This is a genomic window from Ktedonospora formicarum, from assembly GCF_016587355.1.
GTDB lineage: Bacteria > Chloroflexota > Ktedonobacteria > Ktedonobacterales > Ktedonobacteraceae > Ktedonobacter > Ktedonobacter formicarum.
The window spans coordinates 67016-88088 of the sequence record NZ_BNJF01000012.1 but is presented as its reverse complement, the minus strand read 5'-3'; the positions used below and the strand labels follow the sequence as shown (position 1 = coordinate 88088).

Annotated in this window: 13 protein-coding genes; 9 read left to right on the top strand and 4 right to left on the bottom strand. The window is 48.6% G+C overall.

The annotated features are described in order from the left end of the window. The 9 genes from K3T82_RS47085 to K3T82_RS47050 all read left to right on the top strand — a co-directional run. Nucleotides 1-441 (top strand): hypothetical protein (locus K3T82_RS47085; protein WP_220200369.1); only part of this gene is annotated, 441 nt, incomplete at its 5' end. Nucleotides 442-680: 239 nt separating this feature from the next. Continuing rightward, entirely contained in the window at nt 681-1106 is a 426-nt protein-coding gene (locus K3T82_RS47080) for a hypothetical protein (RefSeq protein ID WP_220200300.1), read from the top strand. A gap of 295 nt (nt 1107-1401) precedes the next feature. Next, a complete protein-coding gene (locus K3T82_RS47075) occupies nt 1402-1992 on the top strand; it encodes a hypothetical protein (protein WP_236031964.1) in 591 nt (196 codons plus the stop codon). 324 nt (nt 1993-2316) lie between these two features. Then, nucleotides 2317-2712 carry a hypothetical protein gene (locus tag K3T82_RS48850; protein ID WP_236031962.1) on the top strand — a complete coding sequence of 132 codons (396 nt, stop codon included), beginning with the start codon at nt 2317-2319 and terminating at the stop codon, nt 2710-2712. Beyond that, nucleotides 2713-3519, top strand: coding sequence for a hypothetical protein (locus K3T82_RS47070; protein ID WP_236031961.1), 807 nt, complete (start codon nt 2713-2715; stop codon nt 3517-3519). Between the two features lie 190 nt (nt 3520-3709). After that, nucleotides 3710-7132: an Eco57I restriction-modification methylase domain-containing protein gene (locus K3T82_RS47065; RefSeq protein ID WP_220200368.1), complete on the top strand. Its 3423-nt coding sequence runs from the start codon at nt 3710-3712 to the stop codon at nt 7130-7132. Further along, entirely contained in the window at nt 7129-10326 is a 3198-nt protein-coding gene (locus K3T82_RS47060) for a helicase-related protein (RefSeq protein ID WP_220200367.1), read from the top strand. Before K3T82_RS47065 ends, K3T82_RS47060 begins: the two co-directional genes overlap by 4 nt. 76 nt (nt 10327-10402) lie before the next feature. After that, nucleotides 10403-13834, top strand: coding sequence for an NACHT domain-containing protein (locus K3T82_RS47055; RefSeq protein WP_220200366.1), 3432 nt, complete (start codon nt 10403-10405; stop codon nt 13832-13834). Between the two features lie 391 nt (nt 13835-14225). After that, nucleotides 14226-15341, top strand: a complete 1116-nt coding sequence (locus K3T82_RS47050; protein WP_220200365.1) for a tyrosine-type recombinase/integrase — start codon at nt 14226-14228, stop codon at nt 15339-15341. A 117-nt stretch (nt 15342-15458) separates the two neighbouring features. Here K3T82_RS47050 and K3T82_RS47045 read toward each other — a convergent pair whose 3' ends face one another. The 4 genes from K3T82_RS47045 to K3T82_RS47030 all read right to left on the bottom strand — a co-directional run bounded on the left by K3T82_RS47045 (nt 15459) and on the right by K3T82_RS47030 (nt 21057). Further along, entirely contained in the window at nt 15459-17099 is a 1641-nt protein-coding gene (locus K3T82_RS47045) for a hypothetical protein (RefSeq protein WP_220200364.1), read from the bottom strand. Nucleotides 17100-17321: 222 nt separating this feature from the next. Then, entirely contained in the window at nt 17322-17882 is a 561-nt protein-coding gene (locus K3T82_RS47040) for a hypothetical protein (RefSeq protein ID WP_220200363.1), read from the bottom strand. Between the two features lie 117 nt (nt 17883-17999). Further along, nucleotides 18000-18194, bottom strand: a complete 195-nt coding sequence (locus tag K3T82_RS47035) for a hypothetical protein (protein WP_220200362.1) — start codon at nt 18192-18194, stop codon at nt 18000-18002. Nucleotides 18195-18456: 262 nt separating this feature from the next. After that, a complete protein-coding gene (locus K3T82_RS47030; RefSeq protein ID WP_220200361.1) occupies nt 18457-21057 on the bottom strand; it encodes a DEAD/DEAH box helicase in 2601 nt (866 codons plus the stop codon). Nucleotides 21058-21073 lie beyond the last annotated feature (16 nt).

The following is a 21073-nucleotide window of genomic DNA, read 5'->3' as shown; positions in this document are numbered from 1 at the left end:
CCGGCGTTAAGCCAACTGAAAAGCGTTTTACGAATCTGGCAAGCACAAGGACACTCGAAACACTACCTTTCATTCCTTCTTCTACTTGAAGATATTCTTGAGCAAGGAGATGCGCAAGAGTCGTTAGGTGCCAAATTTCTGCGGATTCTTCAACCCGAAAACATTGAAGCCCAGACCGATCAACACGCTAGCGGGTCACCAGAGGAAGCTTTCCAGAAACTGATTTCGTATCGAGTGCAGCTCCAAGATTCCCGTGTGCGGCCAATCAATAGCCCCATTCCAGAGTATGCTTTTGAAGCCGCTACTGCGCCGGAGGCGGCTGGGAAAGCGTTATCTCTTCACGGGGCGCATCAGATGAAATTGGTTATTGTTATCAGCGCTCAAAAAGAAGAAGGGTATGCCGATGTGGTGCTCCAACCAGATCGCTCCATCACTTTTTGAGAGCACTTGGGAAAAGTTTCTTTCGTAACCATTCCCAAACGAGGAAAGCTAAGAATATTGCTTCAATACAGGGGTAACACTACTCCTCTAGCGATAGAGGAGCGCTGGACTGCTGAATATTAATGAGTTGGAATATTACATTAAGAGCTTGGATGGTCTTCCACCGTAGGGTAGATAGCTGGTAAGGTATTCGTACATCTGGAAGGGAAGCACCAGGTATTTGAACGAAAGGAATGCATATGAACCAGACAGAGAAGGTAACGAAGCATCGTAGCACCATCGCGCCTTTTGAGTGTGTACACTGTGGGCATATTTGGTACGGTTATGCAGGGATGCATGATGTGACGCCTGATGATCTGACGTTGTGCGTGAAGTGTTGGAGTACTCTGGATAACTATCTCTATGCTCTGAGTAAGAAGGGCAAGGTATCGGCCTATGAAGAGCAGGACAAAGAGAAGCGTCATCAGCTAGCACGGGCTTGGATTGCTGACAAGGGGAATAAGCCGTTTCCTCGTGCGACAGAGAAGCGGTTCCATAGCTCCGTCCCTCAGCGGATGAGAAATGCGATTGATGCAGGTCTGGTCAAAACGAATGGGAATGAAGTGTATATCGTGTACAGCCAAGGTGAGACCGTGGTGAGAGTTGAGTTTGCCAAGAAACCTTAGTGTTATTTCCTCTATCACTAATTTTAGCGTTTCCTCACGTTAGCCATTGTCAGCCTCCTAGCCGCTGGGCTGCTGAGCCGCGCACTAGGTAGTGACGATTGCTTTTCATTTCTTCGCTGAATTATCCACATCCTTTCCACATCTGCCTGGAAAGGTCGTGGATAACTGGGTTTGCTTCATCTCTCTCGGATCAGGTATGTTTCCGTTGTTAAACCGTATCTCTCCTGATGCGTTTCCGGCCCCTCTATTTCTTACCTTGTCTAGTTGTGCCTTACAGCCTGAAGGAGGACCTGCCATGCCCGTCGCCATTGAAGAGGAGACTCGTCTCGCTCCCCGAAGCCTGGTCATTCGTCGCCAGCCTGTGAGCGAGACACAGAAAGCAGAGAAGGTGCAGGTCGCACGAGCATCTCAACTGACAAAGACCAAGCCGCGACCAACGTCATCCCTCGACGTTCCTCCCTTGCAACATCAAACCACATCCTCCTCGCACACGAGCGTGCGAAAGCAAAGCGGCTCCTGGCCGCTACCCATAGGGATAGGAATGCTCTGTGCGTTCCTTCTTGCTATAGGCGGGCAATTCCTGATGGAGTGGAGCATAACGCTCAAGGACGATATACAATATGGTCGACCGCGCACCACCCCGCTCGATCACTTAGTGGGGCATGAACGCGATGCAGCGATTCCAACCCATTTCACGGCAATCAACCTCAAAGGGCAAATCTCTATTTTTGAGGTGCCAGGGGGAGGCGCGGAACATACGCACCTGCTGATAGGTCCCCACCTACTGATCTTGCCCCGTGATACTAACCTTCTCGGGAGATATACATCGTCTGGATCTGATGATAAAAGTGAACGGGCTACAAATGTGGTTCCGCAACACAGGTAACATTTATAAACCGATATGGTAAACAGGTAAACAGTAAACAGAGCGAGCAATCGTTACTGCGATCAAGCATGATCAGGGAGTGGCGATTGTTTCTGCTGAACTTGCATCTCCCCAGGCTCAACCACATGAGTATGGACATTATATGCAGCTTCCTTTGCAATAAAAAATAGGAGATTTTGAGCCAATTTCTTTGTTTAAGATACGAATTTAAATTCGGCTTTACGAACCTCGGTAGCACCGCGCTAACTGGTGAAAAGGTCAGAGGGGCTTGAAAAAGTCAGCGTCCAAAGACATGCTGTGCTTATGCAAAAGAGTACAGAGCCAATGGACGCGTCCTCTCAATTTTGCCCCAACGAGACGTGTTCCGCAAGAGGCAAAAAGGGGGCAGGAAACATCAGTATTCATGGACGCAAGCGGCCACGATACCGATGTCAGATATGTCGAAAGACCTTTAGTGCCCGTAAAGGGACGATGCTGGAAGGGCTGCGTACCGAGGAATGCCAGGTGGAGCAGGTGGTGACCTTACTTGCCTATGGATGTCCTTCTCAAGCCATTGTCCATGCATTTGAACTTGACGAACGAACCGTAGCTGCATGGCGACGGCGGGCAGGCAAACAGTGCCAACGGGTGCAGAGTGCCGTCGTGGAGCAAGGGCGGGTCAACGCTCGGCATGTTCAAGCCGATGAGATCCGAGCCAAAGGAAGGAGCATGATCATATAGATGGCTCTGGCGATGGAGGTCACGTCGCGCCTGTGGCTGGCTGGCGTTGTGAGCCACCACCGAAATCGAAGTCTCATTGATCAGCTCTTTGAGCAGGTTCGTGCAGGATGTCAATTCATCCAAGGCTTGCTTGTGTGCACCGATGGGTTTGCAGCCTATCCCAAAAGTATCGTCCGAGCGTTTCGAGAGAAAGTGAAAACGCATGTAGGGCGAGGAAGATGCCGCCTTGAGACGTGGCCTGATCTGTGTATCGCCACCGTTATCAAGCGCACCGAGAAAAAACGCGTCGTAGAAATCACACGGAAGGTAACCAGAGGAACCCAGGAGAAAGCGAGAGAGCTCTTGCTGATGAGCAAAGGAGGTACCCAGTTGAATACGGCTTTTATCGAGCGCTTGAATGGGACCTTCCGCGAGCGCCTTGCGTTTTTGACGCGCAAATGCCGCCATGGGGCAGCTCGCATGGAAACGCTCGAAGAGGGAATGTATCTGGTTGGATGTACCTACAACTTCTGCTTCTCCCATCAGGAACTCTCCAAGAAAGCCTATTTTGGATGTTCGACGACGCCTGCCATGGCTGCTGCGCTCACCGATCATCTTTGGAGTGTCCATGAGTTGCTCTGGTACAAAGTGGCTCCTGCGTGCTGGAGTAAAGGGTCAGCAACCAAGCCTCAACGGCCACGTGGTCGTCCTCGAAAGCAAGCCAACGCTCAGCAGACTCACCCGAAACGCTCACGCAGGCGTCCTACCAAGTATGTTTTGGCTCAGGTCCTCGCTGAGGCGAGAAGGCTGGGAACGTTCACCAATTAATGGAGAGCTACCCGAACCTCTTATTGCACCAGATACTGAATATATGCTATCAGATCTATCCAGCTAGACCTAGCCTCTCCACATAAATACTACTATACAAATTCCAATATTGACACTCGTTCATCTATTGTGCTTCACTCTATCTATATCCCCAAGAGCTATTTTTGCACTAGAAGAAGGATCTTTTATTATGGCAGCCCGCTCTTCTATATCTCCCACCCTTACCAAACGCGACTTGGAAACATGCACCGATATAACCTCCGTTTTTACCTTATTTCGCAAACTGCGCTATCCTGTCGAAGCGATGCCCATTCATGTTCCGTTTGATATAGGTGATTTACCTGGAAACCTGCGCGATGGTATTCATGGACGCTATCCTGTCGCTCAGATAGGCGGTTCGCAACCTGGCGAGTCACTGCTTTCGGTCACCCTTTTTGACTTGAAAGGTGGAGCACGTAAAAGTGCTATCATTCGTGGAGTCGCTCAGGCTTGGACGAGACGTTTCACTGGTGAGCATCTGCTGGTCTTTACGATGAATGATGCACGTGGTCAACAGGTGATTGAGCATTTAGCCTTTGTGAACACACGACGACTGGGTGAAGGGGCACATGTGCGCGTTAAATTGCATAAGCTACTGGTGGAACGGAGCAACCCCACACGTCATGACCTTGATACTCTCAACCGTATCGTGTTTCCTGCCAATGGCATCTCCGCTGGACAATTCTACAAACTGCAATGTGAGGCATTCGATGTTGAACGACTCACGAATACCTTTTACCACGAATATGCCCGGCGTTTCCAGCTGGCACAGAAACGCATCAGGCAGGATAACCCAACTATTGCAGCGTTTGCTGAACCTACACGGCTACATACCTTCACGCAACGACTCTTTGGTAGAGTGATGTTCCTCTATTTCTTGCAGAAGAAGGGCGCGCTCAATGGCGACCACCAGTTTATCAAGAGCCGGTATGAAGCAGCATGGGAGCAGGAAGAGAATTTCTATCGTTTTGTGCTGGAGCCACTATTCTTTCAAACGTTGAATATGCCTCGGCTAGAAGCACGATCGCGTTTTGGACGGGTGCCCTATCTCAATGGCGGTCTTTTTGCTCCAGATGAAGAAGACTATGTTGGTCAAGTCGTGCTTGCAAACGAACTTTTTGATATCCGCCACCAGGATGGGCTGCTCTACTTTTTGGAGAATCACAACTTTACGATTGAGGAGGATACCCCATTAGAGGTAGAGGTAGCCCTTGATCCAGAAATGCTAGGCAAGGTGTTTGAGAACCTGCTGGAAGAAGAGGAACGTGGCAAAAGTGGTACGTTCTATACTCCGCGCCCGGTTGTGACTTTTATGTGTCGCGAGGCCCTGGCTGCCTATCTAACTCGTCAGATTCATATTGCCAATGAGCCATTAGGTTGGCTACTGGATGAGGCTGAGACGGGTGAACCCGTACGTGACAAAAACGGTCAGCCATTCTTGAACACCCATAGCCTTCCGCGCTCCCTTCGGGAACAGGTAGACCGAGCGCTAGAGCAGGTCCGTGTGCTTGACCCTGCCGTGGGCTCAGGTGCCTTTCCGCTGGGCATGCTGGCGCTGCTTGTGGGCGTACGCAGAGCGCTCTTCCGTGTGGGTGGTGTCTCGGTAGAGCACCAGACGCCACTGGTAGAAGGCTGGAAGCGTAATTTTATCCGTGACTGTTTGTACGGAGTAGACGTCAGACATGAAGCTATCGAGATTGCACGGTTACGGCTCTGGCTCTCGCTGGTGGTGGATGCCGACCCCTTCGAGATGGAGCCATTGCCTAACCTCGACTTCAAACTGATGGCTGGCGATTCCCTGATCGAGACGATCGATGGCACAGCAATCTATCCTACGCGCCCTGATCGCAAGGCGAATCAGCTTTCCTTGGTAGAGAGTGAGACGCAGCGGCTCATACACAACCTGCGTACATTGAAGGAGGAGTATTTTCAGCCATCAGGGAGCAGATCGGCAAACGTGATCAAGCAAGAAATTGTACAGACAGAGCGTGCCATAGTATTAGCAGCATTACGAGAGCGAGAACAGCAGAATCAGGAGCGGCTCGACCACCTGAGCAAATCGCTGGTGAATGTCCTGTCTACACAGGCTAACCGCGCTGAGATCGAGGCACTACGCCACATCATCCAGATCACTCAGCAGGCGATGGCTAACTTGGAGGCAGGCAAGGAGCTGCCACTCTTCCTCTACCGACTACATTTTGCGAGCATATTTGAGGAGAAGGATGGTTTTGACATTGTCATCGCTAACCCGCCTTATGTGCGTCACGAACGTATACCACAGGAAACATTGCGCACATTGAAGGCCACCTATCCAAATGTACAACATGGCATGGCTGATCTTTATGTCTATTTCTATGCCCGCGCGCTGGAACTGTTGCACGATGGGGGGACATTAACTTTTATCTCCTCTAACAAGTTCTTCCGTGCTGGCTATGGCAAGAGCCTACGTGCTCTACTGGCCAGTCAGACGCAGATGCAGATTATTCTGGACTTTGGTGATGCTCCTGTCTTTGATGCTGCCGCTTATCCTTGCATCGTGCTAACAACCAAGGGCAAGCCAGCACCGGATTACTTCTATCGTGGGTTGGTGACTGATAACCACATTGATTTGGAAAGGCTGAATACTATCTTTGAAAGCTCAGCCCAGACGCTACTCCAGGCCCAAGGTGTCCAGCCTCCGGCGAGTAACAGTGCGGTATCAGCATTGGTACAAAAGCTAATGCTGATGGGCACGCCATTGGGCCGCTATGTCAACAACAAAATGTATTTTGGCATCAAGACTGGCCTGAATAAAGCATTTATGATCGATCAGGAAACAAGAAATCGTCTCGTTGCTGAAGACCCACGTAGTGCTGAGATAATCAAGCCATTATTGCGCGGGCGCAATGTGGGACGCTATGTCATCAATTCAATGGGACAGTCACTGATCTTCACCCGCCGAGGAATTGACATCAAACAATATCCAGCTATTGAGCGCTACTTGAGCCAATTTAGAGAAGATTTACAACCTCGACAGCCAGGAAAAGAAGGCCTAGGACGCAAGCCGGGAAACTATCAGTGGTATGAAATTCAAGATTCAGTGGACTATTATGGACATTTTAAGATGCCGAAGATTATTTATCCTGACATCGCGCCGAGAGCGGAATTTAGCTTTGATAGATCAGGTGCCTATCCCGATGCAACTCTTTTTTGTATCCCCACACATGCAGTTTATCTTACAGCTATGCTCAACTCTAACCTACTAGATTTTGTGCTTATGCAAATATCGCCAGTGATACGTGGGGGATTCTTTAGATATAAGAATTTGTACATGCAGCAATTGCCCATTGTCGAACCAACCCTGGAGGATCAGACGCGATTGGCAGCATTGGTAGATCAGTTGCAAGCGCTAGAGGGGCAGGGACCTGAAGCCGTTGTGATGGAACGTGAAGTGGACACGATTGTCTATCAGACCTACGGTCTCTCGGAAGAAGAGATTGCTGAAATTGAACGCTGGCATGCAGGGCGCCGGGCACAGTTAGGTGCAGGACGGCGTGGGCAGCGGGACGCTGTGAACAAGGAGGTAGAGGTATGACCTATTTTCCGCCAGATATTATTGACAATGCTTCGACAATCTTTGCCGAAGCATTGTCTCAGACCATCCTGAAGGCAGAGCAGCAACATCTGGACATTGCCACTGGGTATTTTGCCCCGGATGTCTGGCGCATTGTCGGTAATGCTTTTGCCGAACTGTATGCGTTTCGTCTGCTCCTCGGCGAACGCCCAGATGTACCAACTGGAGGCCCACAGACCGTGGATCTGCGCCGCTACTATCGCGCCAAGATTGCTGATGATCTGGCCCGCCTCAACTTTGATCGTCAGCACGCCGAGTTAGTGGATACACTCTTAGCGTTTCTCATGCGCGATGAGGTCCAGGTACGGCTATTCAGTGGCCCATTCCTGCACGCCAAGGCGTATATCTTTGACCAGATCAGTTTTGTTGGCTCTAGCAATTTCACACCCTCTGGTCTGACACGCAACTCCGAATTGATGCTGACCAGTATGAGCCAGGCAGTTGCCAAGGGACTACGTGAGTGGTTTGATGGCAAATGGTTGCAGAGTGAGGACTATAAGCCTGATCTCATCGAGACACTCCGAGCCTCTAAATTCGGCTCGAAGCACTATACTCCTTTTGAAGTCTTCATGAAAGCACTCTATGAGTATTTCAAAGAGCGCATTCTGCTCGAGCAGGATCGCGTGGCCACAGTGGATCTAGCCCGTTTCCAGGAAGAAGGAAAAGCGGAGGCTCTCCGGCTGTTGGACAAATGGGGTGGCGTGCTTGTTGCTGATGCCGTCGGCCTGGGAAAGACCTATATTGGCCTGAGTTTGCTGGAGCGAGAACTACTCACCAAGCGCAAGCGCGGGCGGATACCACGTGGTCTAGTTGTCTGTCCAGCGCAACTACGCGATCTGGTCTGGCGACCACGCCTGGTCGAATATGGGATTCCAGTTGTGGACGTCCTGAGTCAGGAAGAGATTGGCCGCGCTGACTTTGACTGGAAACGCTATCGCGATCTCGATGTGGTGGTGGTAGATGAGAGCCATAATTTTCGCAACCCCAACACCAACCGCTATCGCAATCTGATGAAATTGCTGACCGGGGGAAGACGCAAACGCGTGATCCTGATGACTGCCACCCCGGTGAACAACAGCCTCTACGACTTTTACCACCAGTTGCTTCTGCTGGCACGAGGCGAAGAACACTTTTATAGACAGATGGGTATTAGCAATCTCCGCTCGTATTTCAAAGCCGCGATGGAGGGAGGGCTAGAAATCTTTGATCTCCTGGAGGAGACAACTGTCCGACGCAGCAGGGCCGATATTCGCCGCCGCCAGGATGCAGGTGAAGAAGTGGTTGTTAGCGGAAAGCCCGTACGCTTTCCCGAGCGTATGCTAGAACGGATTGATTACGACCTGGATGGCACCTATAGAGGGCTTTATCACGAAATCACAAGTGCATTGGACCGTCTGCATCTTGTCACGTATAACCTCGCCGCCTATGCCCACAATAAAACAAAAGCCAGTGAGCAAGACGAGCAGCGTAACAACGCACTCATTGCGTTGATGAAGATGCTCTATCTCAAGCGCCTCGAAAGCTCTGCCGCAGCATTTGAGGAAAGCGTCAAACGCCAGGCACTCTTCCAGAGCGGTTTTCTCAAAATGCTTCGCGAAGGGAAGCTCCTGGATGCTGCAAGCTACCGAAAATTGCTCGCAATTGAAGCCGGTGAGGAGCGAGCAGAACGCGCCGATGAAATCATCAGTGCGCTCCCTGTTGTCTCACCGCAAGACTACAATATGCAGCGCATCGAGGAGGGCGTCAATCGTGACATTACGGTCCTGAACAGTATTCTCTTGATGCTCAAAAGGGTACGCGAGAATGGGTCTGGTGGGAACGGTGACGATAAGGTCCGTCAGGTGAAAACGGTGCTGGCTGGTACGCTCAAGGAGCAAAAGGTGTTGATCTTCACCAGCTATCATGACACTGCGGCCTATCTGCATCAGCAGCTCCTTGACGATACTACTTGGCAGGAACAGGCAGGAAAGCCTGTGCTTGGCCTCATTAGTGGGAACACGAAGCCTGAGGAGCGCCGTAAATTGATCGAACGTTTTGCACCAATAGCGAACCGCCCGCCGGAGATCCCCAGTGATCAACTCTGGCAACCAGATGGGGCAGAAATCCAGGTTCTCATCAGCACTGATGTTCTCTCTGAAGGACAGAACCTGCAAGACGCAGGCGTCGTGATTAACTATGATCTGCACTGGAATCCTGTGCGCCTCATCCAGCGAGCTGGACGCGTTGACCGTATCGGCAGTTCCTTCGCACACATCATGCTCTACAACGTGTTTCCAGAGGCGGATTTGGAGAGTCTACTTGGTCTGATACAGAAACTCTCAACACGCATTGCACAAATCGATCAAACAGTGGGACTGGATGCGAGTGTCCTGGGTGAGGTCATTTCGCAGCGCTCATTGGAGCAGTTACGGCAGTTGCATCGTAACGACCAGAACTTGCTGCAAGATCTGGAGCGCCAGGCAGAGCTGGTATCAACTGAGGAAATGAAGTTCCCACTCATCAATTATATTCAACAAATCGGCGAGCGCGTCGTTGCTGAAATACCGTTAGGCATCCACAGCGGGAAACGGTACATCGCACGGGATGCTCGGCCTGGTATCTTCGTCGCTATGAGCGCTCGTGGACGCCACTTCTGGCGCTTCTATCCAGATGATGGCAGTGAACCTGAAAAGAACATTCGCACCCTGTATGCCATGATTGCCTGCACGCGCGAGGAAACACGGCTTGATCCAGGACCGATTCCCTATGATCTGCTGGAACGCGCCACCCAGGACGTTCTGGCAACATTGCGAGGAGAGCAGGCGCGCAACCGCGTGCGCCCCGCATTGACGGGCATGGCTCAAAAGCTCTATAACTGGCTGAATCGCCCCACGCTCTGGCAGGAGAACGAAGCTCTAGATCCTGACCAACTGCGGCGGTTCAACGGGGTGCTGGAGCAGATCTCGCTGCGTCCCTTCGAACGTGATCGTAGTCTGAAAGTATTGGTCAAAGCCTACCAGGTAAACGAGGACTTTACCCAGCTAGTCTTAGACCTGGATAGCTTCTTCGCAGAAAATGGCCTCTACCAGGAGAGTGATGTGGACATCGTGACAGCGGAAGCCATCAAAGAGGAAGATCTACGGCTGGTCTGTTATGAACGGCTTACAACCTCATAAGCCGTCCATTTCGTAGCTCATCGAGTATGGCGAATACTTCTTTAGCATTATAGGGATATACCCAAAGGAGTTTTTCATGACCTCCAGAATTAGAAAACGGCTTCCTGAAGTAAAGACACTCTATGATCTACTGCCTAAAGGCACTGAAGGCGGAAAAGAGTTTGCACGAATTATTGACCTCCTCCTCTTTCATGAAGCACGAAGATCTGGCAAAAATATTACAATCTTCAACGATGCAGCTGGCGATTACCATGGACTCGACAGCTTCGAAAGCGAAGCTCTTCGACAAGAAGGTACTATTGGTTATCAGTACAAATTCTATCCATCCCCTTTAAGCCCAGAACATCGTCAGGATATTATACAGTCTCTTAAAAAAGCCGCTAGAAGGAAGGAGCAACTCAAACTCAGAAAATGGATTCTTATTACTCCTCAAGATTTAACGGAATCAGCTACTCGTAATGCTGGAGGTGATGTTTCCTGGTTCAATAGTCTAAGAGGTAATCTGGATCTGGAATTTGAACTTGAGCACTGGGGGCATAGAAAATTACAGCTTTTTTTTCTTGAGACTCCCGCTCTGTGTCTGTTTTATTATCCCGAACTCATTGGCAATGGTGCTGCTCGAAAAAAAACTATCGAGGATATACGAAAACGCTATAACGATAATCTCCCTATTCTCTATCGTGATATCCAATTTGTTGGCATGTCAATCTATAAACAGGAGGCAACCAAGGGGATTCCGATGGAGCATATTTACATTCCTCTGAAGGTTATTCCTGAAGCATTGGTTGAACAAGATACGCATGTGACCTACATAAATCCGCTTTCTCTACTTTCGCAAGGGAGCCAACATGTCCTTCTTGGAGATCCTGGATCCGGTAAATCGACACTTCTACGTTTCCTTGCTCTTGCAGGTATTTCTAAACCTTTGCAGGAGCGTTATCAAGCTCCTACTGACAATCGATTGCCTATTCTGATTGTATTGCGGCGTTATGCCGATGAACTAAAATCACGCCCCAATCTGCCATTAATCGACTACATTCAAGAGAGCATTCAGGCTGATTTTACACTGAAAGATGCCGATCTCAATTTCTTTGAATATTATCTCGAAACAGGCCAAACCCTTCTTTTCTTCGACGGACTAGACGAACTTCCAAATCCCCATTTTAAGCAGATCATTAGAGATCGTATTCGTACTCTCATTACAACGTATCCAGGTAACACAACAATTGTTACCTCCCGCATAGTTGGGTATGAGAACCCTTTTCAATTCGACAAAAAGGAATTTAATCATTATCGTGTAGCAAAACTGCATCTACCCGAAATGGAACAATTTGTTAGAGATTGGTATCGTACTCGCATTGAAAACGAACTGGAGCGGGAAATAAATGTCAAAGATCTTATCCGTATTTTAGATAATAAGAATCATGCAGCCATTTATGAACTAGCTGAGAATCCCCTCCTATTGACTATTATTGCCCTTGTTCACAGAATTGATGCTATTTTGCCTGATGAGCGCGCTATCCTTTATCAAAAATGTACAGAAACTTTGCTAAATACTTGGCACACGTGGAAATTTCGTGATCAGGAAATAAGAAATAAGGGTAAGGTAGAGCGTCGGAATCGTCAGCGTATTGAAGCGATTGCTTATTGGATGCATTATCGAGGCGGTGATACGAGCAAGACTCAATGGACGGTGGTTTCTTATGAGGAGTTGAGGGAATTCTTAATTACACATATTACCAAAGTAGAGAAGTTATCAGACCCTGATAAAGATCCAGAAGATATAGCCGAGGAGTTCCTCGAATTTGTAAAGAAACGGGCCGGACTTCTCATTGAAATTGGCGATAACCAATACAGCTTTGTACACCTCACATTCCAAGAGTATCTTACGTCCTCATATATTATTAGGATGGGCGAAAAAGATGGTGTAAGTAGTATTTGGGGGGCTATTAAGGATCATTGCAACAATCCCAGATGGTATGAGATTATCAGATTGATAGTAGCAGAACTGAGGAATGATGAGAGTCAGCAATTCATTATTGATAAACTTCTCAGAAAAGAAGATATTATACCATCTATAGTTAATTCCCATATTTTAGGCGGTTTATTGCTTGACGGAATTGAGGCAGCAGAAATATACAAAATAGAGATTATAAAATTGTTAATCCAATCTTGCAGTACAGCCATTGCTGTGGAGGAAGTAAGACGTATAGCCGCTCTGCTTCAGGCCCTTAATACAAAAGAGAACATCGGTGAGGAATTTCTTTGTTCTATATTTCACTCTTCATGGGAAGCTGCTGGAGATGAAAAGCAAAAGTTAATCCTGGCACTTGTCGCATCCATCACTGGCGTTTCAGAAACAAACTTTCTCACATTAACACAAGACATCCTTGTCAAAGAAACACAAGAAGTTGATCTATTGAAGTCTTTTGTATTGAAAGAGCCAGAGATACAAAGAAATAAATCCACAATACAAGCTATGGAACGCCTTTGGCCTACACTAGACAGTCTTTTGTTATTATCACCATCTGGAAATTTAATTGCAGCCGCTCTACAAGCAATTGCAACTTCTTTAGGACCACATATTGCTGCAAAAAGATTCTTCCAAGCACAGCTTGTATCTTTAACTGGTCCAGCCGGGCCTTTTCATGATCTGAATGCTAATAGTCTCATCATAGGATTTAATGAACCTTGCTCTGATCTTACCCAGACAAAGGACCGATATAAAATTTTATATCAGGCTCGGAATCTAGTTCTGGCTCGGAAGCAGAAAAGTAGATTGATGAATGATCGGGTTCCTGATCCATTTCGGCGGCTAAAAAGCGCTTTAAATCATGCTCTAACATGGGAATCAGATGATTCTATTAATCACGCTCAGGATCGTAGTCGAGCTAATGCTCGAGATTTAAAGCGGACCCTGAGGACGGACTTTGATAGCTTTACAGATAGCCTTATAGATGGAAGTTGGCAAAACACTATCGTCATACCTGACTTCTATTGGCCTATTCTTGATCTTTTATGTAATACTTTCAATTTGGAACCTCAACCACAGTGGTGGGAGGCTTTAAGGGTAAGCTATCTTCCTGCTATTCCTCAACGTATTAGCCTTTTTGATCAAGCAGTGTGGATCCAGATTGAAGATGCCTTCATACATAATAGAGCAGATGAAACTGATACACACAATGCTGCTTGGCAACTCCTTTTCGACACTTGGCTTTATACATGGGAATATTACAGCTCACCAAATGAAACAATCGTTAGTCGTTTAGCTGATTTAACACGTTCAGTCGATGCAGCTCCGTTACGTATAGCTCATTGTATCCGAGACGTTGCATATGGCGAAGAATCCCGAGCAGAGGACTTACTATCAATGCTCCAATCGCATGACCCTGAATACCGATCCATTTTTGAAACCTGCTATTGGATAGCATCACCTGAAGAAAAGGTTAAAAAGGTAAGCAAGAAAAAAATGAAAGGAATCTCACTGTTTACCCCTGGCGAATTTTAGGAGGATTGTATGTCGGGATCCTATATGGGGAACAACTTCATCACGGCACCGCCTATCTACTTACTGACTCTTCAGAGATAAGAAAAAAAGAAGGCACCTCCTATATAAACCGAAATAGGGGATTTCCCTTCTTTCCGAAATTGCTATATACTATGATCAAACCTGAACTAATTGACATTAGTTCAGGTTTACAAGAGCCTTCAGGTCTTCCTCACTTTGCCTCCATACACGTGTCTTCCGACGGCCTGGAGGAGGTGAGGAAGAAGGGACCCAGAGGAGAAAGAGAAATCTGGGAGAGTTCTGTCACAAATTGCACATCAGGCTCTCGCCGACGACACTCTCTTCCCTGCGAACTCAAACACATTCCTTTATAAAGGAAGGGATTTACTCGATGAGCAGCCATGATGCTTTCACCTATCAACAGCACCAGAGCGACCCGCCCGGATCAGAATATAGCCCTATCATACAGAGCCACGCTCTCACGCAAGAACAGGTATATCACTGTGTCATTCCGAGCTGCCCCCACCTAATCCATCTCCCTGAAGATGGAATCCTGGTCGCCTGGCTCGATGCCAAAACGGGCAAATCACAAAGCTTGAAAACGCATCTGGCGTACCACTCGACAGCACTCTCCTGTTGTGCAGCACTGCGTACCCATGACTATGACCTCTTCATGGATCTCTCAGATCAAAGTGTCCGCGGCCACTGGCTTCTCATTGTACAACGATGGGCTGGTGAACGCGCCGCAACCTCACCACGTGTAGGAGCTCCTTCCAACAGCACCTATAATCAACGACTTGCGATTCTGAGCAGCCTCTTTGTCTTCGCCCGTCGACAACACCTCTACCAGGGGGACAATCCGATTGAGCTACTTGAACGGCGCAAGGTCTATGACTATGCCAGCGCTGAGGCAATTGACCCCTTAGACTTGCGCCAATTGCTTGCTCGTATTGATCGGCATACGATAGCTGGCGCACGTGATTATGCCCTCCTGAGTGTGGCCCTTCACACCGGCCAACGTGTGCAGGCCCTCGCCGAGATGCGCGTTGGACATCTGGCGCTGGTTGGTGATCGACTCACCGTCACCTTCCCCCGAACCAAAGGTGGCAAACGTAATGCTCGTCGCCTGGAAGTGGAGACGAGCACGATCCTGCTTACCTACCTTCAACGAGTCTATGGCCTAGAGTGGGCTACCCAGGGCGAAGCCCCCGTCTGGATCTCTCTTTCACGTAATCACACTCACGGTCAAGCTCTCTCTGTGCAGGCCATCGAGCAAATCAGTGCACGCCGTCTGGGAACAAGCAAATTCCATGTCACCCGCCACTCCGCGGCCAAAACACTTGATCAGCTGGGGGTGAGCGCGAGCGAGATCCAGGATTTTCTTGACCACCAAAGCCTGGCGACGACCGGCAAATATCTCAAAGTGCTCAAGCGCGCGGAGAATAAATACGGGCGCGATCTGGAGCAGATTTTTGGAATATCCACACACTCAGCCAAGGAGGAGTAAAACCATCAAGCTAATAACCATGTTCCCAAACTCCTCCTTTATAAAAGGTGAGAGGCATTCAACCAGAAGAAAAAGCCACTTGTATTAGAAGGCAGATAGTAAATTGGGCCAAACTGTTTAGCCTAATTTACTAGCAGGATCACCATCCTTTTCAGGAAGCCACTCTAGGTACTCTTTTGTAAATGATCCGTTATCACGTGGAGCAAATTCGAGCTGAAGAGAGCCACAAAACCCCTGGTCCAAGAGAGCCTTAACCTCTAACCAATTCGTCAGCTTCGCTGGTAGTGATAATGGTTTAATTGTTCCAAGGTCATACTCTTCACCAAACAAAGAAAGCTTTTCAAATTCTTGTTGCAAGTAGACCATACCATGCTCTTCAGTCTGGCTCAATGTCTGGGTTAACTCATCTCTATCTTCATCTGTGACAAGTATGGACATGGTACATGTTTTCCAGGTAGTATCTACGCTCCCTGTACGATACAGGGAGCGTAACAGGTTGAGGTCTTGATGTTCTTCGCCCGTCAATTCGCGCTCTGGAAGAACAATAAGTTGACCAGACTTTTGTTGCAATGCATCTAGGGCAGCAACCGCTTCCAAAGTATCCTCATCTGGTGCTTCACACATACCTACTTCACTCCGACCCGAACCAACCATAAAACCCGTCTCTAAATTAATAAATCGGATAGTATGGGGCTTGCTGAGGCAGCGTCCGAGTTGCATCTTCCTGAGCACTTGATGGACATTCCAAGAGACATCATGTTCCAAGTTTATATGAAAGCGAGAAACGGTACCATCAAAATGAATTGCCAACTGTATTTTAACTGCAATAGGTTGAGTAGCATTAGTAAAAGTAGCCTCTTTACGTCCAACTTGAGTGCAGAGAAAATGAACATGCTCAAGTAAAAATTGATCGCCATCATCACAAACAATTTCACAGCGCATGAGGAAGGGCTTAGGGTGAGGAATAGAGCCGAATTGAAGAAATCCCTTTTCTGTCATGGTAGGATAAACACGTTGGAGAACTTCTGAATACTCCAAGCTTTTAATGTAAGCTGCCGGGATTTGTGTAGGGGCGCCAGTCTCAAAAAAACGCTCTAATGCCTCCTTATGCCTTCTCCCATCCTCAGTATCTGGAAATTCAAAAATGGACCTTATTTCAAGCGGCTTCTCCTGTGCAGCTCCTGGAAACTTCTCAACAATAGTATGGTGTATACCGTTTGCGTCTATTTGAGCCTGAAGACGATAGTGTGTATCCCAAGTTTCATAATCATGCCTAACTTCTTCTAGCTTCTGGAGGGTAGTTTGGAAAGGCATATATTCTTCAATAAGCTTCCAGAGAGCGTCAATATCAACAAATCGAACATTTTTGCTGTAAACGGCACGACCAATCCCAGATTTAATTAAATCTACAGCAGAAGGAGCCATACGCTTATTTGATACAACCCAGCAGCGGTCTATCTCCTCGCTCAAACCAGTAGTTTTGTCAACATAAGGCTTACTAAAACATTGTCTGACCTGATTTTCTATATCCGCAGAAGCCTTGGACTGACCAGAAATCTGTACCGCTTTCACAACGAGAGCCAGGCATTCACGGTTGTTCAATTCATCCAATTTCCAACAGATAATATCCTTGCCGAACTCGTTTGTCCCATGATATTCATGAACACCCTCATACTTCATAGCCCACAAGAGTGGTACAAGGACTTTGTTTCTCAGGTCCTCTTCATGCATGGCCTGTATTTGCTGTTTTGTAAACATCAAAATTTCTATTCGCTCCTACCTAATTTTTTCGCTCCATGCAGGAAAGGTTAGTAACTGGGTTGAAGGTTTGACGTAATGTCCCTCGCCCCAAAATTTGCATCAAGCATTCAGCCCAGTTACTAGGCTTGCCGATTTTTGTGTCCAATCGCTCCCCATCGCGTGGTGCATAAAGAGCGAGAAATCTAGAACTCGTTTGTATGGAACTCCACCAAAATTTGCTTAGAGCTGATCGAGCAAATCTTTATCGGTACTAAACAACTCTTTCTGTTGCTCGAACAGGCGAGTGACGTTTCCTTGAAGGGCACGATTGTGCTCTTCAAGGTCAGGAAGAAGAGCAGCAAGGCGTTCCCGCAAAAATGAAAGGGTTCTCTCCTTCTCCTGTTTCATCTTCTCAATGTCTTTGGTAACACTCCTTACCTCAAAGGAGAAGGTATCATATTGAAATTTCACTTGGGGATACGAAAGGGGAGCGCCACCGCGCGGTACATATCGAAGAAGATTGAGATCCCCATTGCCTTTAAGAGAGAAGGTAACAATCCAAACACGATACATGTGATCAGGAAAGGTAGCTTCCCCAGGCAACTGGGAACCATGAATCTCCTCATATCTCTCGGATTTCTGGATATTCTCGAAGTCTAATTGCGGGAGAGCAATAGTATAACGCATTACTAAATCAGCAATATAGGTGCCCTCATCACCGTTCGCCTTGATGACACTTCGCGCGGTGTTTTGAATCTCAGCACGTAATTTCTGACCTCTTTGCGCCAACTCATCTTGCAAGGAACGCCCCCGAAGGGGAGACTCGAATTCAAAATGCCCTGAATACAACAATATTCTCCAATTCTAAACCAGAACATCTCATCCTACAAAACATTAAGGATGAAAGCTGATCAACACCTACTTACCTTTTCCAGCATCATTTTTTGTACGATCAGCGATTTGGTAACTTTGGCCCTTTTGTGGTGTTGGCGGCAACCGCTTCCCTTTAACGGCAGTGATCTCGTGACTCGTTTTACCACCACGAGGGCCAACGAGCACCATTTGTGCAGATGCCGGGGCAATTTGTCCGGACTTATAGCTTTGTTTAGCCATATTAAGATTCTTTCGTAAAAAATGTACTAGAAACTTTAAAACACCATGCAACGATGAAAGGATTCAAATCGTGCCTTGGGAGGGAGTATACGCGAATAGCACAGCTTTGTCAAGAGAAAAACACAATATATTGGGTCTTGATTATGTTTTATCACAATATATTGGGTCGCCTATCACATATTCCCCTAAAAAACTCTTCCTTTTCAGGCAAGAAAAAGTGGTAATGATGTAGGTCAGAATAATATTTCAGCGATGCTTTCAGCTATAAAAGCCGAGTGACGTTAAAATCGACAAAGTGGCGTCTGACACGCACACGATGTTGCCTGCCTGCATCTCGCACCAGTTGTTGGAGCATACTTGCATCTGGCGTCCTCAAGATGCGCTCAACATGCGCAACAATATAGAGCTTATGGCGGGCACGGGTCACTGCCACATTGACCATTCGCATGGCCTCACTTCCCCATCCACCACATAAAAAGGGGGCGATTGAGTAGCTAGGGGTATCCACCAGGTCAAGGATGACCACATCAAACTCCATCCCCTGGAAGGCGTGAATCGTTCCGATACGGCAGGCAGAGAGTATGCCAGCTTGAGCAAAACGCTCTTTGAGCAGGTCGCGCTGGAGGGTATAGGGTGTGATCACCCCAATAGCTTCGTTTCCTGACTCCTCCATACACGCGAGTACCTGTTGCGCCTGGTGAGTCACAACCGCAGCATGATAAACATTGAGGCGCGACTTTGCTTTCGGCCGCTCTGTCTTGCAATTCTTGGCTCCTGTGGTATCGAGCAAGACTACGGGATGCTCGGGGTCCGGCCCAAATGCGCATAAGGGGCGATCTGGGAGGCGATCCTTGAGAGCCCCCTGATAGACCGAGTGCCGAATAAGGTCACAGATCCGTTTGGACATACGTCCCTGATAGGAGAGCAGCGCACTATGATGCGCACCTGTTCGTGCCTCCTCTAGGGAATACCCTCCGTGAGCAAAAATGTCGAGGCCAAGCCAGTGCTTGATGAGCGGCTCTTTCCAGGAGCACACCGGGGCCAATTGAAGAGGATCACCGATGATAATCAGATGTCTGATGGCACGCCTGGCCGCAACTAAGACCGCGGGGACAGGGGCCATTGACCCCTCATCAATAATAATGACGTCCCACTCCTGCTCAAGCAAGAGTGGATTGAGGTAGAGTGTGGTCAAGGTTGCGCCAACAACCTGGGCATTTTCTAAAATCTTCCGTATGGCCCGGCGCTTCTCAGCTTCGCGCGCCTCGTCCATCTTTGCAAGCATCTCCTGGGTCAATTGGAGCTCTTGCTCCCATTTTTGGAGCTGACTCCGAAGGTTGGCTGCAGAGGTCGTTTGCGCCTCACGTTGCTGCTTCACTTGCAAGAGCCGCGTCAACAGGGGAGCCCGCAGTGTCTGGTACTGCTCTGTGATCTGCTCACGTTGGGCTTCTAATGCGTCCACTCGAAAGCGGAGCCTTCCATGCTCGCGTTGTGCCTGATATACTGCAACGGAGGCGCGCTTCTGCTCATGTTGACATGCGATCAACTGCCGCCAACACGTCTCCACCACGCGATCTCGCTCATGGAGGAGAGCAAGATAGGAATGCTCTGATTCTCCAGACACCACACGCCGAAAGAGTCGTGAAAGAACGGGTCGAGCGCGAAAAATCTCCAGCAGTTTCTGCACTCTCCCATAGGCAGTTTGTTGCTCTTGATGTTGCTGAGCAGCCGCTGCGACATCGGCTTCGGCTTCGCGCAAGCGTAGTTGGGCCTCAATAAACCGTACGTCAGCTGCTTCAAGCGGAGGACATAATGGGGCCAATCGTTGATCAATCTCTGCGCAGGCTGCGGCTTCGCGCGTGTTCTGCTGATTCAGTTCAACAGACACCTGCTGGATTTGGTTCTCCAGGTCCCTCATCATAGAGCGCTTCTTTCGCTGCCGCTGATCATGTGTCTGCCTGTGCTCACGAATACGCTCACGTAATACCTGGCAGCGCTCTTGCAGTCGCTCTTCCTCCTGTTGGGTCTGCATCAGATAGCTCTCAACAACCTGTTCCATGGCGACGTGTTGATATGCCTCGCTCGCAAACACTGGCAGGCGAGCTATCCCAAAACGAATGACTCGTTGCTGCTCGACATACCAATCCCGGCCAGCGTCATGAAGCAAGTCCACCAGCCGCTCAATAGCATTATCAATCGCGACATTAGTATGGGAAAGGATGAGCACGCGATACTCGTGGTAGAGGGCATGCAGGTAGGCAATTGCGGCCAATACTGAGGTCTTGCCCGTACCAGGAGGGCCAAGCACCATTGTCACTTCGCTTGCCAGGGCGCGTAACATCGCCTGTCGCTGATCACCATCCGGAGAAAAATTTGTGGGGAGGAGTTCCAAGCTCTCCTCCCCAGCTGCTATAAGGTCGTCACAGGGCAGCTCTCCAAGCAATTTTCGATCCAACTCGGCTGGTACCCCTGCGCGAAGGAATGCCTCTTTCAGCTTACGATAGAGGCGAGCACGGTCAACAATAACCTGCGCAGATGCCAGAAGCTGGACATCCAGCCGTCGTGAGACGACGAGTGTCATTGTCTCACCATCAACTCCAACCAGTTGCGCAGCTATCCCATCCTCGTCTAATGCGTTCGCGCAGATCTGTACCTCAATCCCATCATTCAGAGCAGGGGTCTCCTCACCCTGAAAGTGATAGCAATATTTGTAGCGCCTCCCCTCCTCACCAACATACGTTCCATCACTGACAGGATAGGTTCTCGCCTTATGCAAGGACGCAATCACCAGATCCAGCACCTTTTCAACCGCCGCCTGCACCTCCTCTTGTGATGGTGGTTTCTGGGGCCTGGATGTCGCCATCTCTCTTCATCCTTTC

Coding starts and splice junctions, on each gene's coding strand:
- K3T82_RS47080 (WP_220200300.1), top strand. CDS start 681: ATGAACCAGACAGAGAAGGTAACGAAGCATCGTAGCACCATCGCGCCT.
- K3T82_RS47075 (WP_236031964.1), top strand. CDS start 1,402: ATGCCCGTCGCCATTGAAGAGGAGACTCGTCTCGCTCCCCGAAGCCTG.
- K3T82_RS48850 (WP_236031962.1), top strand. CDS start 2,317: ATGGACGCGTCCTCTCAATTTTGCCCCAACGAGACGTGTTCCGCAAGA.
- K3T82_RS47070 (WP_236031961.1), top strand. CDS start 2,713: ATGGCTCTGGCGATGGAGGTCACGTCGCGCCTGTGGCTGGCTGGCGTT.
- K3T82_RS47065 (WP_220200368.1), top strand. CDS start 3,710: ATGGCAGCCCGCTCTTCTATATCTCCCACCCTTACCAAACGCGACTTG.
- K3T82_RS47060 (WP_220200367.1), top strand. CDS start 7,129: ATGACCTATTTTCCGCCAGATATTATTGACAATGCTTCGACAATCTTT.
- K3T82_RS47055 (WP_220200366.1), top strand. CDS start 10,403: ATGACCTCCAGAATTAGAAAACGGCTTCCTGAAGTAAAGACACTCTAT.
- K3T82_RS47050 (WP_220200365.1), top strand. CDS start 14,226: ATGAGCAGCCATGATGCTTTCACCTATCAACAGCACCAGAGCGACCCG.
- K3T82_RS47045 (WP_220200364.1), bottom strand. CDS start 17,099: ATGTTTACAAAACAGCAAATACAGGCCATGCATGAAGAGGACCTGAGA.
- K3T82_RS47035 (WP_220200362.1), bottom strand. CDS start 18,194: ATGGCTAAACAAAGCTATAAGTCCGGACAAATTGCCCCGGCATCTGCA.
- K3T82_RS47030 (WP_220200361.1), bottom strand. CDS start 21,057: ATGGCGACATCCAGGCCCCAGAAACCACCATCACAAGAGGAGGTGCAG.